A 15223-nucleotide genomic window follows, 5' to 3' on the forward strand; every position below is an offset into this window, starting at 1 on the left:
GTAGTGCAAAATACACTACGGAGTTAAGTAATTAAACTATTTTCTACGTGCTTCTACGATAGCATCAGCAACGTTCTTCGGTGCTTCAGCATATTTCAATGGTTCCATTGAGTATGAAGCACGACCTTGAGTTTGTGAACGAAGGTCAGTCGCATAACCAAACATCTCAGAAAGTGGTACTTCTGCATTGATTTTCACAACAAACTCATTCGCTTCTTGACCATTCACCATAGCACGACGACGACTTAAGTCACCAATTACATCACCCACATAATCAGGTGGTGTTTCTACTTCAACTTTCATGATTGGTTCAAGTAGAACTGGGTTTGCTTTCGCGAACGCCGCTTTAAACGCTAATGATGCAGCAAGTTTAAACGCTAATTCAGATGAGTCAACATCATGGTATGAACCGAAGTGTAAACGCACACCTAAATCTACTACTGGGTAACCTGCTAATGGACCAGATTTAAGTTGTTCTTGAATACCTTTATCAACTGCTGGGATGTATTCACCAGGGATTACACCACCTTTGATCTCGTTCACGAACTCGTAACCTGGACCCTCTGGATCTAATGGGTATAAGTCGATAACAACGTGACCATATTGACCGCGACCACCAGATTGTTTTGCGTGTTTACCTTCAACATCATTAACTCGAGTACGGATAGTCTCACGATAAGATACTTGTGGTTTACCGATGTTCGCTTCTACTTTAAATTCACGACGCATACGGTCAACGATAATATCTAAGTGTAACTCACCCATACCAGAAATGATGGTTTCACCAGATTCTTCATCAGTGTGAACGCGGAATGAAGGGTCCTCTTGTGCTAAACGACCTAATGCAAGACCCATTTTTTCTTGGTCTGCTTTCGTTTTTGGCTCAACAGCAACAGAGATTACTGGCTCTGGGAATTCCATACGCTCAAGAATGATTGGCGCATCGATAGCACATAATGTATCACCTGTACCCACATCTTTTAAGCCGATTGCCGCTGCGATATCACCCGCACGAACTTCTTTGATCTCTTCACGTTTGTTAGCGTGCATCTGTACGATACGACCAAAACGTTCACGTTTATCTTTTACTGAGTTTAATACTGTTACACCTGACTCGACCACACCAGAATAAACGCGGAAGAAGGTTAAGTTACCAACAAATGGGTCAGTTGCAATTTTGAATGCTAATGCAGAGAACGGCTCATCATCAGTTGCATGACGCTCACCTTCAGTCTCATCTGGATTGATACCTTTAATTGCAGGGATATCTGTTGGAGCTGGTAAGTAGTCAATTACTGCGTCAAGCATTGCTTGAACACCTTTGTTTTTGAACGCAGAACCACAGGTTACTAAGATAATCTCAGTTGCTAATGCACGTTGACGTAAACCTGCTTTGATTTCTTCTTCAGTTAACTCTTCACCACCTAGGTATTTTTCCATTAACTCTTCTGAAGATTCAGCTGCAGCTTCAACTAAGTTTTGACGCCATTCTTCACAAGCTTCAACCATATCAGCAGGAATATCGTCATAAGTGAAAGTCATACCTTGGTCAGCTTCGTTCCAGTTGATAGCTTTCATTTTAAGTAAGTCAACAACACCTTTGAAGTTGTCTTCTGCCCCAACAGGAAGTTGTAAAGGAACTGCATTACCACCTAAACGAGTTTTGATTTGCTCAACAACACGTAAGAAGTTAGCACCAGTACGGTCCATTTTGTTTACGAATGCAATACGTGGTACTTTATATTTATTTGCTTGACGCCATACAGTTTCAGATTGTGGTTGAACACCACCAACTGCACAGTAAACCATTACCGCACCATCAAGAACACGCATTGAACGCTCAACTTCGATTGTGAAGTCAACGTGTCCTGGAGTATCGATAACGTTAATACGGTGTTGTGGATATTGTTGTGACATACCAGACCAGAACGCTGTCGTTGCAGCAGAGGTGATTGTGATACCACGCTCTTGTTCTTGTTCCATCCAGTCCATCGTCGCTGCACCATCGTGTACTTCACCGATTTTGTGACTTACACCTGTGTAGAAAAGGATACGCTCTGAGGTAGTTGTTTTACCTGCGTCGATGTGAGCACTAATACCGATATTACGATAGCGCTCAATAGGAGTTACACGAGCCATTATTATTACCTTGTTTTGAATTTAATATTGAAATTCTTTATATGGGTAAGGCTCCACCACAAAATCTGAGATGAAGCCTCGAATATAATTGTTAACCGATTACCAACGGTAGTGAGCAAACGCTTTGTTTGCTTCTGCCATACGGTGAACATCTTCACGTTTTTTCACTGCTGCGCCTTTGTTATCAGCTGCATCAGATAATTCGTTAGCTAAACGTAAAGCCATTGATTTATCACCACGTTTACGTGCTGCTTCAACGATCCAACGCATACCTAATGCGTTACGACGAGTTGGTCGCACTTCAACAGGTACTTGGTAAGTAGAACCACCAACACGACGAGATTTAACCTCAACAGTTGGACGTACGTTTTCTAATGCAACTTCAAATGCTTCTAATGCTTCTTTACCAGTGCGTTGCGCTAAAGTTTCTAATGCATTATATACGATTGATTCTGCGATAGATTTTTTACCATCTACCATTAAAACATTAATAAATTTCGCAAGTAATTCTGATCCGAACTTTGGATCTGGAAGAATCTTACGAGGTTCAATACTACGACGACGTGGCATTGCTATTTCTCCGTTTTTTATAATTCAGGATATCCAAAACTCATCTTTTGCGATTTATTATCGCCGTTGACTGGAGTTTATGGTTTAAATATTTAATTTAGACGTTTGGCCTTACTTAACGGAGCTCCATTAAGCTTTAGGACGTTTAACGCCGTATTTTGAACGTGCTTGTTTACGATCTTTTACGCCTGCGCAATCTAATGCACCACGTACGGTGTGATAACGCACACCCGGTAAATCTTTAACACGACCACCACGGATAAGCACAACACTGTGCTCTTGAAGGTTATGACCTTCGCCGCCAATATAAGAAGTTACTTCGTAACCATTTGTTAAACGAATACGGCATACTTTACGTAATGCAGAGTTCGGTTTTTTAGGTGTAGTAGTGTATACGCGAGTACACACGCCACGTTTCTGCGGGCAAGCCTCTAATGCAGGAACGTTACTTTTTACAACCTTGCTCACACGCGGTTTGCGTACTAGTTGGTTGATAGTTGCCATTAATAAGCTCCAGTTTTCATTAAAAATTCTAAACGAATATGTTTGTTAAAATCTATTCCATAAAGAAATAGACGCTAAATTCTAATCGCGAAAAGGATCGCTGTCAACAATTAAGCAGCTTTTACCGCGAAATTCCTCAGTTAACTCTCAAAAGTGCGGTGGAAAATTCGGTTATTTTCAAGAATGGAAAGAATGAGGCGTTAGGATCAAAATAAGATCGCATTGCGATTTAAGTGTGAAAATAAATCGGGCGAACATCAGTTCGCCCATTGAGATTATTTTACTTTTTCAATCTGATGAACTTCAACCTCGATTTATTAGCCGATTTGTCTACTTCACCGTAAAATTTCACTTCATCATTTGGCGTGATTTGCTCACCTTTCCACAGTTCCTTGTCGATTTCCACTGCTATTTCGCCACTTGCATCGCGAAATAAGAAATCCTCTTTTCCAATTTGTTTAACAATCTTGCCTTGTAATACCACAAGTTGATCATCGTCCAATGTTTTCGCTTGTGCCACTGTGCTGACAGGCTGGTTATTATTTACAAAACAACCATTATCATGTTTATGTGCAAAAGATGATGCGCTAAGTGCAGCAAATCCAAGAGCAATAATAAAAATGTGCTTCCTGAGTTAAAAATAACTTAAAATAAATTGAATATCAAAGCCACGAACTGAGTTTCAATATGTGGCATTAAAAAAAGAAATGTCAAAAACGCAAAATTTACAAATTTCCTTTTAAGTAAAATAACTAGGATTCTGGCCAAGCATTTGGCTCTGTCCAAGGTCTTCTACCACCATAACGCTCTATATGTAGTTCATTAATTTTTTGAATTATCGTAATTTGGGCACGAGTAGCCTGTTCGTCAGTTAACCCAGCATCTTTAAACTCTTTAAAGGACATATATCGTTCTAAATCTACGGTATAGTTTACCGAATATTTGCGCGTTGGCACGACTGTCCACTTAAGTTGAGAAATCTTTTGAAAAACATTTCTATCATTATATTTGCCAGAAAACCAGATCGGCGCTATTGTAATAGCAGATTGTCGAGTAAACCCATAACAGTTAGTGTCTATATGATAGGTTCCTTTTAACTGAGGGGCTAACCAAAATTGATAACCATCAATTTCTAACTTAAATGAAAATTTTTCTTTTGTTTTTGATTCCCAAATACCCAGCGATTCAATATCATCATGACAGATAAAATTACCTGCGATGTCATACAGATTACGTAAGCTATACACGAAATCAGCTGTTGGACAAATCGCAAAGGATTCAACAATGCTTTGAACATGATTAGGTTCATACCAATTATCATCATCTAAATAGCAAACAATATCTTCTTTGACTAAATAGGGCGCAATGGCATTGATGCTACTATTTACCCAGCTATTTACCCCTGTGTTCATTGGCAAATAGGTCACAATAAGATTATCATATTGCTCAATTACCGCTTTAGCTTTATCAGCAAATTGTTCACCATCAACAAAAATATAGTGCTTACAAGGATAAGTTTGTTTTTTGACACTTTCGATCGCCCGCGCAAGTTCTAGGCGACCAATGGTTGATGTGATAATCGCAACGCTCGGTTGAGTTGTCATAAATATTTACCTATAAATAATGTTTAAATCATATATATATTTTAGGGATGTAACGAATATGCATTACATCCCTAAATGACCGACTTCAGAAAAATCCGAGAATTTCCACCGCACTTTAACGATCAAATTATCGCTTAGACGGTTCTTGTACCTAATTGGAAGATCACCACTTCTGCTTGGCAGCTGAATGTGAAACTTGCATCTAATAAAAAGCCACCATCAACCGCTTTGATTTCATGTTGAATCTGGCAAGGATCCGTTTCCGTATCACGTGCTTTTTGCACTAATTTTGCTAATGCTTGCTCAGCCTCTTGCTGAGTTGGATATTGTTTAGAAAACTTCACTTCAAGTTCACTATTATCTATTACTGAACCAATATCAAAGGTGTTACAGCCTACACATTCAATGGGTTTGTCATTGTTCATACAATCTTCCTATCTTATTAATTCAACGTTTTATTAATTTAATACTAAATGATGACATAATCAATCTTTACTTTTATACAAGCGGTTATTGTATAAATAGCTGCCTAACAGGGCATGGGCTAGGGCTTCTTTTTTCATTTCCTCTGGTAAGGATTTAGCCATAAACTTCCCTTCTTTTTTGTCGTATTCATAACTCTGAGGCTGTTTATTAGGCTGTAAAATGATCACATCATTGCCTTTCATCATCGCTTGCGTTTGATCGTACTGCATAAAAGCACGATTAGGATCGGCTGACTGTGTCAAATCATAACCAATCATTGGATATTGCCCACTCACACCCGCTAAAGACAACAAGGTTGTTGGCATATCAATTTGGCTGACTAAACGATGATCGCGTTTTGCTTCAATGCCTTCTCCCAAAATTAACGCTGGAATATGGAAATGATTAATTGGTACCAACTCCGCGCCAGCAACACGAGAGTCGTGATCTGCGATAACGAGGAAAATGGTGTCTTTCCAATAGTTTGATTGTTTCGCTAATCGGAAAAAATAACCGAGCGCATAATCTGCATATTTCGCCGCATTGTAACGAGTTTGTTTTTCCTGATCATAAAGCTCAATTTTGCCATCTGGAAATTCAAAAGGATCATGGTTGCTTGAAGTAAAAACTAAACTAAAGAAGGGTGCATCGCCTTGAGAAAGTGCGGTGAAAGTTTCATGCGCTTTATCAAACAAATCTTCATCACTCATGCCCCAAGTTGCAGTAAATTTCGGGTTCTGATAGTCTTTTTCATCGATAATTGTTTGGAAACCATTACCATAAAAATAGCTTGCCATATTATCAAAATGTTTCTCACCACCATAAATAAAGGACGTTTTATAGCCTTGTTGGCTTAATAACTCAGCGATAGTGAAAAAGCCATTTTGACTTTTGGTTAGTTTTACTGTGGAACGCGCTGGTGTTGGTGTAAAGCCTGCAGTTACCGCTTCAATACCACGCACTGAACGGGTACCCGTCGCATAGAGATTTTCAAATAACCAACCTTGTTGTGCTAATTTATCAAACTCAGGGCTCAGCGGTTTGCCACCTAAGGTGCCAATAAACTGTGCGCCTTGACTTTCCATCAACAAAATAACAATATTTTTGGGTTTACCTTGATAGGAGGCTTTATTGTAAGTTAAGGTGGGCAAGGTTGCTGAAATATAATCTGCGTCAGGACGACCACGAGATTGTTTAACAATGTGCAACATTTCCTCTACTGGCATTTTGCCATATTGTTCAGACGATTTATCTTCATCCTTTAATTGCTGAACAGCATATAAAACAGAATAACCTGAATTTAGCACCAAGGAATTCACTAAAGGATCGCCTGAAAATGCCACCATAGCAGGATTAATACCACGATGGCTTAATGTGGAACGCGCACCAACAAAAGCAACAGCAACGATAACAATAGCTAGAACTGGACGTGTTTTCCAGCTGATAGTGCGCAGATTTTTGACAGCCCAACCAGCCAATTTCCAATATAAAATCGCTGCAATAATCGTCAGCACAAGACTGGATACCACTGCCGTCAAATGCCCATTTGCTAACATCGTAAAGACTTCTTTTGGATACAATAAGTATTCAATAAACAAGCGATTCGGACGGAAATCATAGGTTTCAATAAATGCTGGCGTTGCTAGTTCCATAAAAAGAATAAAAACGCTCGCGAACGTCAACCAAACACGCAAAATGGACTGCCAAATTCGCCCCAAGCCATTGTTGTGCCATAGCAATACCGTCAATAAGGCTGGCAAGCCAAAGAGATAGCACATGGATACAATGTCAATGCGGAAACCTTGCAAAAATAGCAAGAACCAACCATCGACAGCATTAATACGTTCAGCTTGCCAAAGGGATAAACCAAGGCGAGAAAGGGTAAGAACAATAAGATTTATGCCAATAAAGCAAAAAATCGGAAATAAAAGGGGACGTGTTTGTGTTTTCATTCTTCTTGCCACAACAAATATTATTATGTTTATGTCAATAAGAACTCAAGGAGGAGTTAAAGTTCATTTTGTCCATAAAAAGTGCGGTGGAATTTCATCAAGTTTTGTTATTTTCTCTCAATGGCCTGCAGTTTTGTTTTTACAGCAAGTTCCTCCACTAAAGCGAGATCAGCAATACCCACATTACTTTGTGATAGCGCTAGCGTTGAAACTGCGGTAGAAAATGCCAGACTTTTTTGCAGTGAAAAACCATTTAGCTCTCCATAAATTAATCCTGCCACCATGGAATCTCCCGCACCCACTGTACTGATGATATGTTCACAAGGCAATGCTTCGGCATGAATGATTTCTTGCTCACTAATATATAATGCCCCTTGGCTACCCATTGACACCACCACATTCGCTATGCCTTGTTTTTGCAATTCAGTGCCAGCAACAATAATGTCTTCAAGAGAATTCAAAGGCTTGCCATACCATGTTTCAAGTTCTTTGTGATTTGGTTTGACTAACCAGGGTTTCGCTTTTATGCCTTCCATAAAAGCGGCATTAGAACTATCTAATACCACCTTAACACCCAATGCGGTTAATTCAGTAAGCCAATCAGCAAATTGTGTCGGCGATACGCCCTGAGGCAAGCTACCACCCACAGCGACCACATCAAATGCGGCACAATATTGTAACGAATCTCGTACAAACCGTTGCCAATCTTGTGGTTGAATTTGATAACCAGAAAAATTTAAATCCGTTACCTCTGCGTCTGTTTCTGTGATTTTGACATTAACTCTTGTTTGTCCAGCGACACGATGAAAATAATCTTGCCATTGTAATTGATCAAATAAGCGTTCAAACCCACCTGAATTGTCATTACCCATAAAACCGCCCACCGCAACAGATACGCCCAGATCATGTAACACTTTAGCCACATTAATGCCTTTTCCTGCAGCAAATAAACCCAAGGTTTCAACGCTATTCACTTCGCCCAGTTGCAAACGAGGCAAACGTCCAACCAAATCATAGGCGGTATTTAAGGTGATGATTACAACTTTTTTCATCATTTATTATCCTAAACTCACAACAGTGATATTTCGTCCATTAATCACTAACATGAAAAAAATAAGCTAGAACTCGTCTAGCTTATTCTACTTATTTACATACATTCAGCAGTTGCTCACTGCCTTTTGTTAAGTATTCATCATCTTCTGATTTAGCACGATCTTTTTTCAAATCAATCATGGCATCATAAATCCCTTGAGTCATACTTGATCGATCAATTTTACTCCAACAATCTTGGCTCAAACGACTAAAATTCCCTTGCAATTCAGCAGCAAAAACGACACCACTATAATAAGCATGCACATTGCTATCAATACCAGACGCAAGCTTCATTTTAATTTGATCAACTGGCACTAAAATTCTGCCGACATACCAATCATTTACACCGCTTGCAAAAGAATTCACATCATAATCTTCTTTTACCATGCCCTTATGCGTTTGAACAGTCGTTGAATACGCTACCGCATAGGATTTTTGATCAATTTTATCTTCATCCAAATCAATAACAGGCTTGCTGTTTCCCATAAAAGGCACGTATGAAGTCAAAGATGAACAAGCAGATAAACAAGCGAATAACGCAATAAGAGATAATTTTTTTAACATAATGGAGTTTTTCCCTTTAGTGATAACAATAAATTTTAAGTCATTTTTGTACTTAAAATTAAATATTTCGGCATTATATAGCGGAGAAACGGAAACAAGCAACCAGATAAAATGATAAAGAACACAAAAAAGCGTTGCTATTTTGTGCAAAAAAATGTACTTTCCCCACCCTTAATTGCATTTAGGAAATTTATTATGGAACGCAAACCGAATATTATTAGTAAGATTATTTTTGCTAGCCGTTGGCTACAAGTCCCTATTTACCTTGGTTTAATTATTGTACAAGGTATTTATGCTTATAAATTTGTCAAATCACTCTGGCAATTATTAACAGAAATCAATGAGTTAGATAGCAATGCCATTATGCTTTCGGTATTAAACTTAATTGATGTGGTGATGATTGCAAATCTATTAGTGATGGTGATTATTGGTGGCTATGAAATCTTTGTGTCTAAATTAAACACAGAAACTCATCCTGATGAGCCAGAATGGTTAGACCACGTCAATGCCTCTGTGTTGAAAGTAAAACTATCGATGTCCATCATCAGTATTTCCTCAATTCATATGTTACAAACTTTTGTGAATGCAAGTAATATGCCGGAAAAAACAATGATGTGGCAATTATTCTTACATCTAGGCTTTTTAGTTTCTGCAGTGGCAATGGCTTATACGGACAAAGTGTTATACAGCACCAGCCATAAAGGTCATTAATAATATCTAAAGCCCTATTTATAGGGCTTTTCTATTTGTTTTACGCCGCATTTTCCCCTAAACTATGGCTACATCCCTTTTAAAATAGAAATTTATGCGTATTTTTATCATTTTACTCATCGCCGTACTTTGTTTATTCCAATATGACTTTTGGTTTCATAAAAATGGTTATTTGGACTACATTCAAACGCGTGAAGAAATTGAAGTACATAAAGCAGAGAATTTAAAATTGTCTCAGCGTAATCAAGTTATTGCTGCCGAAATCAAAGACTTAAAATATGGTATTAATGCCATTCAAGAGCGCGCAAGACAGCAATATGAAATGATAAAACCCAATGAAACCTTCTATCGTATCGTCAAAGAACATAAATAAAACTTAGCTAAAAATGACCGCACTTTCTCATAATATCGTTGCTGTGGTGCCTGCTGCTGGTGTGGGTTCCCGCATGCAAGCCGATAAACCCAAGCAATATTTGCAGATTCTAGGTAAAACTATTTTAGAACATAGCCTAACCACATTATTAACGCATCCTATTGGGATTCAGGAAATTATTTTAGCGGTTGCAGAACAAGACCCTTATTTAGCACAATTCCCCTTTATCCATCACCCGAAAGTACGTCTTGTCAAAGGCGGAGAAACGCGAGCTGAAAGCGTATTAAATGGCTTAAAACAAATTTCACAACCTCAGCAAACTTGGGTGTTGGTACATGATGCGGCACGCCCTTGCTTAACCCATCAAGATATGGATAAATTATTGGCAGTGCATGATGAAAACGGTGCGATCCTCGCTGTTCCTGCCATTGATACCATTAAAAGAGCGAATCATCAGCAACAAATTCAACAAACTGAAGATCGTAACTATATTTGGCTGGCACAAACGCCACAATATTTCCGCGCTGATTTATTAATTCAAGCCTTAGAGCAAGCTAAACAACAAGGCTTTGAAGTAACAGACGAAGCCTCCGCCATGGAACTCGCTGGTTTTAAACCACACTTAGTGGCTGGACGCACAGATAATATCAAAGTAACCAGACCAGAAGATCTCAAATTGGCTGAATTTTATTTAAGCCAAAGATAAAAAGGACAACAATATGATTAGAATTGGACATGGGTTTGATGTACACGCCTTTGGTGAAAATCGCCCGTTAATTATTGGTGGGGTGGAAGTGCCTTATCACACCGGCTTTATCGCTCATAGTGATGGCGATGTTGCTTTGCACGCGCTCACAGACGCCTTATTGGGCGCAATGGCGTTAGGCGATATTGGCAAATTATTTCCCGACACCGATATGCAATTCAAAAATATCGACAGCCGTATTTTATTACGTGAAGCTTTTGCACAAATTCAACAACTAGGTTACAAAATCGGAAATGTAGATGTCACCATTATTGCACAAGCGCCCAAAATGCGACCGCATATTGACGCAATGCGCGCGGTCATCGCTGCTGATTTAGAATGCGATATCACTCAGGTGAATGTCAAAGCCACCACCACTGAAAAACTCGGTTTCACAGGACGTAGCGAAGGCATTGCTGCGGAAGCTGTCGCCCTATTGGTAAAAAACTAATGCAAGATCTCGCTTATTTACAAACTGCACCAAAACAAACCGCACTTTTAAAAGCGGAGTTCGCCGATTTTATCGTGAAAGAAGATTTAGGCTACGAGATGTCTGGCGATGGTGAATTCGTGGCTGTGAAAGTACGTAAAACCAATGCGAATACCTTATTTGTGGGCGAAAAATTGGCACAATTCTGTGGCATATCTGCGCGCAATATGGGTTACGCTGGCTTAAAAGATCGCCATGCCATTACTGAACAATGGTTTTGCTTACAAATGCCGGGCAAGCCGACACCCGACTTCAGCCAATTCCAATTAGAAGGTGTAGAAATTTTAGCTGTTACTCGCCACCACCGCAAAATCCGTACAGGTAGCCTCGCGGGTAATTATTTTGAGATCTTATTAAGAGATGTGGAAGAAACTGACGAACTCAAAGTGCGGTTAAAAAACTTACAGTTTTTAGGTTTCCCCAACTATTTCACCGAACAACGCTTTGGACGTGATGGACATAATCTGACACAAGCAATGCGTTGGGCAAAAGGCGAAATACAAGTAAAAGATCGCAAAAAGCGCAGTTTTTACTTGTCAGCAGCGCGCAGTGAAATTTTCAATTTAGTGGTATCTAATCGCATTGAAATGGGCTTAGCCACACAAGTCATGCCACAAGATATTTTGCAACTAAATGGTAACCACAGTTGGTTTGTTGCTGATCAACATGAAGATTTACCAACATTACAACAACGTCTAACAGAGCAGGATATTTTACTCACCGCGCCGCTCATTGGTGAAAAAAATCCAACCGCCTGTGAACTTGAAAACAATATTGTTGCCCAACATAGCGAATTGCAAAACTTAATGCAAAAAGAACGGATGAATTCGGCGCGCCGCCCTTTATTAATGCAAGCGCAACATTTGAGTTGGCAATTTGTTCCCGAAGGATTAAGACTGAATTTTTATTTGCCCGCAGGCAGCTATGCAACAGCATTGATTAGGGAACTTGTCCACATAAAAACTAACGAAAATTAACCGCACTTTTTTAACTGAACTTGAAAAAATATGAATATTTTATTATCCAATGACGACGGTTATCACGCGGAGGGAATTCAAGTTCTCGCTGCTGAATTACGCAAATTTGCCGATGTCATTATTGTCGCGCCCGATCGCAATCGTAGTGCGGCATCAAACTCTTTAACCTTGGTTGAACCATTACGTCCACGCCAACTCAATAATGGTGACTACTGCCTCAATGGTACACCAGCTGATTGTGTGCATTTGGCATTAAATGGCTTTTTAACAGGTAAAATTGATTTAGTTGTATCTGGCATTAACGCAGGCTCAAATTTAGGTGATGACACCTTGTATTCAGGTACCGTTGCCGCCGCATTTGAAGGGCGTTATTTGGGTTTACCTGCCATTGCGGTTTCTTTAGATGGACGTCAACATTATGAAAGCGCGGCGAAAATTGTCAGTGATTTAATTCCGCGCTTACATGGTCAATTACTGAAAAATCGCGAAATTATCAATATTAACGTGCCTGATTTACCTTACGACCAAATTAAAGGTATTAAAGTGTGCCGTTTAGGCAGCCGTTTTTCTGCCGCAGAAATCATTCAACAAAAAGATCCTCGCGGCGATCGCATTTATTGGATTGGACCACCGGGTTTGCCTGAAGATAATGGTGAAGGTACTGATTTTGATGCGATTAAACAGGGCTATGTGGCAATCACGCCTATTCAAGCGGATATGACTGCCCATCATTCAATCGCAGCTTTACAAAATTGGTTAAAAAGTGAATAATGCGGAAGTTAAATTTCCGCCAAATAAAAGGATAAATTAAGTGAAAATTTTTGGTGCAATGTACGATAAAACGATGAAGTGGTCACAACATCGTTTTGCTGATTTTTGGTTAGCCTTTGTCAGCTTTATCGAAGCCATTTTTTTCCCGATTCCGCCTGACGTCATGCTCATTCCCATGTCGATGTCAAAACCGAAGCAAGCAACAAAATTAGCGATTTATACCACAATTGCTTCCGTATTAGGTGGCGCGATTGGCTACGCTATTGGTTATTACGCTTTTGATTTCGTACAACAATATATTGTAAGTTGGGGCTATCAAGCGAGTTGGGAAAAAGCGATTAGTTGGTTTGAACAATGGGGAATTTTAGTGGTTTTCGTGGCTGGATTTTCACCTATTCCTTATAAGGTTTTCACTATCGCAGCGGGTGTGATGCAAATGGCATTTCTGCCATTCTTAGCAACAGCCTTTGTTTCTCGTTTTATGCGTTTCTTATTAGTAGCAAAACTTGCTGCATGGGGCGGAGAAAAATTTGCGGGTAAATTACGCCAATCAATCGAAATTATTGGTTGGTCAGTTGTTATTCTCGCTGTTATTGCCTACTTAGTTTTAAAATAAAATTCAACAATGGAAAGTGGATTATGAAAAAGTGGATTTGTGTATTAACAATATTATGCGGCTTGAACGCCTGTTCCAGTTCAGAACCCCCTGCTGATCCTGATGCATTACCTAACGGCATTATGCAAGCAGTGGAAGGAACTGGTGCAGTAGAAGGCGGCAGCTTTATGCCTGAAATTGAAAAAAGCAGCATGCCTGCGAATATGCAATAATTTTAAATTTAAAAAAGAGATAAATAATGAAAAAGACATTTTTACTATTACCCTTGGCTACATTCATTTTAGCAGCTTGTAGCAATTCAAATACACCAGCCCCAGTTGAAAGTGCAGATGGCAGTTTAACACCAGGTATTATGCAACCTGTTGATAATTCGGCTAATGCCACTTGGGAACCACAAGTGCAACCAAGCAGCATGCCTGTTGGTATGAATGATCAAGTAGTCACACAACCTGTTGCTAACCAAGCGGGTACTTATGCTAATCAAGCGCCAACGACAGTACCTGTAGCGCCTACAACACCGAGCTTGCAACAAGTGCAGCAAAATGCTCAGCCAATAACAACAACGAAAACCGTTTGTACACCTGTGAAAGTAACTAAACCTGCTGGTAATCAAAGTCAAGAAGTACAAATCCCACGTAATTCGACAACTAATGCGCCAGATTACAGCAAAATAGATAAAGGTTTTTATAAAGGCAGCAGCTACACAGTGAAAAAAGGCGATACCATGTTCCTAATCGCCTATATTGCAGGTATTGATGTCAAAGAGCTAGCCGCATTAAATAATATGAGCGAACCTTACAAATTGAGCGTTGGCCAAACATTAAAAACTTCAAATGGTTCAGCCACAGTCACAGAAACGAAACAAGATTGTAAAACAGTAACTGTCACTAAAGAACCGGAAGTCACTTACACTAATGCAGCGAATGGAACACAATATGGTTCTGATGGCACAGTAACCGGCCCAGTTAAAGCAAGTGCTGGTTCTGCCAATACATTGCCACAAAATACAGGCGTTGTAGCAAGCGCAGGCACCACACCTCCAACAAATACAGGAGTTGTTGCAGGCACTGCAGCGGCTACTGGCGGTGTAGTAGCTGGTGCTGCAAGTTCTGGTTATGGTGCAAGTACAGTTGCGCCACAATCAAACATCAACTGGCAATGGCCAACCACTGGTAAAGTGGTACAAGGATTCTCCAGTGTAGATGGTGGCAATAAAGGGATTGATATCTCTGGCACAAGAGGCCAACCGGTTTATGCAGCAGCACCAGGACGTGTTGTTTACGCAGGTAATGCATTGCGTGGTTATGGTAACCTCATCATCATCAAGCATAATGACGACTTCTTAAGTGCTTATGCACACAACGACAGTATTTCTGTTAGCGATCAACAAGAAGTTCGTGCAGGACAACAAATCGGTAAAATGGGGAATACAGGAACCAATAGCGTAAAACTTCACTTTGAAATTCGCTATAAAGGCAAATCTGTTGATCCATCACGTTATTTACCACGTCGTTAATCAACAAAGTGCGGTGTAAAAAAAGCAATTTTTTCACCGCACTTTTCTTTCTATTAACGATTTCATCAAACCTCTCCCATAGTCCTTTCTTTGATATTTTTTGACTTTTATCAATAAAATCACGAATAAAATCT

The 15223-nt window shown here is 39.6% G+C and carries 18 protein-coding genes; 9 read left to right on the forward strand and 9 right to left on the reverse strand.

Annotated features, from left to right (window positions below; all coding sequences use genetic code 11):
• Positions 1-36: 36 nt before the first annotated feature.
• From fusA to ACUXZ4_RS01455, 9 genes are all read right to left on the reverse strand, one after another.
• Positions 37-2139 carry an elongation factor G gene (gene fusA / locus ACUXZ4_RS01415; protein ID WP_464973280.1) on the reverse strand — a complete coding sequence of 701 codons (2103 nt, stop codon included), beginning with the start codon at positions 2137-2139 and terminating at the stop codon, positions 37-39.
• A 99-nt stretch (positions 2140-2238) separates the two neighbouring features.
• Positions 2239-2709, reverse strand: coding sequence for a 30S ribosomal protein S7 (gene rpsG / locus ACUXZ4_RS01420; RefSeq protein ID WP_464973281.1), 471 nt, complete (start codon positions 2707-2709; stop codon positions 2239-2241).
• Positions 2710-2838: 129 nt separating this feature from the next.
• On the reverse strand, positions 2839-3213 hold the full coding sequence (gene rpsL / locus ACUXZ4_RS01425) for a 30S ribosomal protein S12 (protein WP_464973282.1): 375 nt from the start codon (positions 3211-3213) through the stop codon (positions 2839-2841).
• A gap of 280 nt (positions 3214-3493) precedes the next feature.
• Entirely contained in the window at positions 3494-3835 is a 342-nt protein-coding gene (locus tag ACUXZ4_RS01430) for a NirD/YgiW/YdeI family stress tolerance protein (RefSeq protein ID WP_464973968.1), read from the reverse strand.
• A gap of 130 nt (positions 3836-3965) precedes the next feature.
• Entirely contained in the window at positions 3966-4817 is an 852-nt protein-coding gene (locus ACUXZ4_RS01435) for a glycosyltransferase family A protein (RefSeq protein WP_464973283.1), read from the reverse strand.
• Between the two features lie 134 nt (positions 4818-4951).
• Entirely contained in the window at positions 4952-5242 is a 291-nt protein-coding gene (locus ACUXZ4_RS01440) for a YfcZ/YiiS family protein (RefSeq protein ID WP_464973284.1), read from the reverse strand.
• 60 nt (positions 5243-5302) lie between these two features.
• A complete protein-coding gene (locus ACUXZ4_RS01445) occupies positions 5303-7234 on the reverse strand; it encodes an LTA synthase family protein (RefSeq protein WP_464973285.1) in 1932 nt (643 codons plus the stop codon).
• 107 nt (positions 7235-7341) lie between these two features.
• Positions 7342-8286: a 1-phosphofructokinase gene (gene fruK, locus ACUXZ4_RS01450; protein ID WP_464973969.1), complete on the reverse strand. Its 945-nt coding sequence runs from the start codon at positions 8284-8286 to the stop codon at positions 7342-7344.
• 91 nt (positions 8287-8377) lie between these two features.
• Entirely contained in the window at positions 8378-8890 is a 513-nt protein-coding gene (locus ACUXZ4_RS01455; protein ID WP_464973286.1) for a hypothetical protein, read from the reverse strand.
• Between the two features lie 195 nt (positions 8891-9085).
• On the opposite strand from ACUXZ4_RS01455, the gene ACUXZ4_RS01460 reads away from it, so the two are divergent.
• The 9 genes from ACUXZ4_RS01460 to nlpD all read left to right on the forward strand — a co-directional run bounded on the left by ACUXZ4_RS01460 (position 9086) and on the right by nlpD (position 15089).
• Positions 9086-9601: a TIGR00645 family protein gene (locus tag ACUXZ4_RS01460; protein WP_464973287.1), complete on the forward strand. Its 516-nt coding sequence runs from the start codon at positions 9086-9088 to the stop codon at positions 9599-9601.
• Positions 9602-9695: 94 nt separating this feature from the next.
• A complete protein-coding gene (gene ftsB / locus ACUXZ4_RS01465; RefSeq protein ID WP_464973288.1) occupies positions 9696-9974 on the forward strand; it encodes a cell division protein FtsB in 279 nt (92 codons plus the stop codon).
• A 13-nt stretch (positions 9975-9987) separates the two neighbouring features.
• Positions 9988-10680: a 2-C-methyl-D-erythritol 4-phosphate cytidylyltransferase gene (gene ispD, locus ACUXZ4_RS01470; RefSeq protein ID WP_464973289.1), complete on the forward strand. Its 693-nt coding sequence runs from the start codon at positions 9988-9990 to the stop codon at positions 10678-10680.
• 13 nt (positions 10681-10693) lie between these two features.
• Positions 10694-11170 carry a 2-C-methyl-D-erythritol 2,4-cyclodiphosphate synthase gene (gene ispF, locus ACUXZ4_RS01475; protein WP_464973290.1) on the forward strand — a complete coding sequence of 159 codons (477 nt, stop codon included), beginning with the start codon at positions 10694-10696 and terminating at the stop codon, positions 11168-11170.
• Positions 11170-12186: a tRNA pseudouridine(13) synthase TruD gene (truD, locus tag ACUXZ4_RS01480; protein ID WP_464973291.1), complete on the forward strand. Its 1017-nt coding sequence runs from the start codon at positions 11170-11172 to the stop codon at positions 12184-12186. Before ispF ends, truD begins: the two co-directional genes overlap by 1 nt.
• Positions 12187-12216: 30 nt before the next feature.
• Positions 12217-12957 (forward strand): 5'/3'-nucleotidase SurE, encoded by a 741-nt coding sequence (gene surE / locus ACUXZ4_RS01485; protein WP_464973292.1) that lies wholly within the window; start codon positions 12217-12219, stop codon positions 12955-12957.
• Positions 12958-12997: 40 nt separating this feature from the next.
• Entirely contained in the window at positions 12998-13573 is a 576-nt protein-coding gene (locus tag ACUXZ4_RS01490; protein ID WP_464973293.1) for a YqaA family protein, read from the forward strand.
• Positions 13574-13596: 23 nt separating this feature from the next.
• Complete coding sequence (locus ACUXZ4_RS01495; RefSeq protein ID WP_464973294.1) at positions 13597-13785, forward strand: hypothetical protein; 189 nt, start codon at positions 13597-13599, stop codon at positions 13783-13785.
• 26 nt (positions 13786-13811) lie between these two features.
• On the forward strand, positions 13812-15089 hold the full coding sequence (nlpD, locus tag ACUXZ4_RS01500; RefSeq protein ID WP_464973295.1) for a murein hydrolase activator NlpD: 1278 nt from the start codon (positions 13812-13814) through the stop codon (positions 15087-15089).
• The last annotated feature ends 134 nt before the right edge of the window (positions 15090-15223 follow it).

Source organism: Reella acinonychis, assembly GCF_052828705.1.

What these genes read in the sequence shown, in the direction of transcription:
- fusA (WP_464973280.1), bottom strand. Translation starts at nt 2,139, where the DNA reads ATGGCTCGTGTAACTCCTATTGAGCGCTATCGTAATATCGGTATTAGT.
- rpsG (WP_464973281.1), bottom strand. Translation starts at nt 2,709, where the DNA reads ATGCCACGTCGTCGTAGTATTGAACCTCGTAAGATTCTTCCAGATCCA.
- rpsL (WP_464973282.1), bottom strand. Translation starts at nt 3,213, where the DNA reads ATGGCAACTATCAACCAACTAGTACGCAAACCGCGTGTGAGCAAGGTT.
- ACUXZ4_RS01435 (WP_464973283.1), bottom strand. Translation starts at nt 4,817, where the DNA reads ATGACAACTCAACCGAGCGTTGCGATTATCACATCAACCATTGGTCGC.
- ACUXZ4_RS01440 (WP_464973284.1), bottom strand. Translation starts at nt 5,242, where the DNA reads ATGAACAATGACAAACCCATTGAATGTGTAGGCTGTAACACCTTTGAT.
- ACUXZ4_RS01445 (WP_464973285.1), bottom strand. Translation starts at nt 7,234, where the DNA reads ATGAAAACACAAACACGTCCCCTTTTATTTCCGATTTTTTGCTTTATT.
- fruK (WP_464973969.1), bottom strand. Translation starts at nt 8,286, where the DNA reads ATGAAAAAAGTTGTAATCATCACCTTAAATACCGCCTATGATTTGGTT.
- ACUXZ4_RS01455 (WP_464973286.1), bottom strand. Translation starts at nt 8,890, where the DNA reads ATGTTAAAAAAATTATCTCTTATTGCGTTATTCGCTTGTTTATCTGCT.
- ACUXZ4_RS01460 (WP_464973287.1), top strand. Translation starts at nt 9,086, where the DNA reads ATGGAACGCAAACCGAATATTATTAGTAAGATTATTTTTGCTAGCCGT.
- ftsB (WP_464973288.1), top strand. Translation starts at nt 9,696, where the DNA reads ATGCGTATTTTTATCATTTTACTCATCGCCGTACTTTGTTTATTCCAA.
- ispD (WP_464973289.1), top strand. Translation starts at nt 9,988, where the DNA reads ATGACCGCACTTTCTCATAATATCGTTGCTGTGGTGCCTGCTGCTGGT.
- ispF (WP_464973290.1), top strand. Translation starts at nt 10,694, where the DNA reads ATGATTAGAATTGGACATGGGTTTGATGTACACGCCTTTGGTGAAAAT.
- truD (WP_464973291.1), top strand. Translation starts at nt 11,170, where the DNA reads ATGCAAGATCTCGCTTATTTACAAACTGCACCAAAACAAACCGCACTT.
- surE (WP_464973292.1), top strand. Translation starts at nt 12,217, where the DNA reads ATGAATATTTTATTATCCAATGACGACGGTTATCACGCGGAGGGAATT.
- ACUXZ4_RS01495 (WP_464973294.1), top strand. Translation starts at nt 13,597, where the DNA reads ATGAAAAAGTGGATTTGTGTATTAACAATATTATGCGGCTTGAACGCC.
- nlpD (WP_464973295.1), top strand. Translation starts at nt 13,812, where the DNA reads ATGAAAAAGACATTTTTACTATTACCCTTGGCTACATTCATTTTAGCA.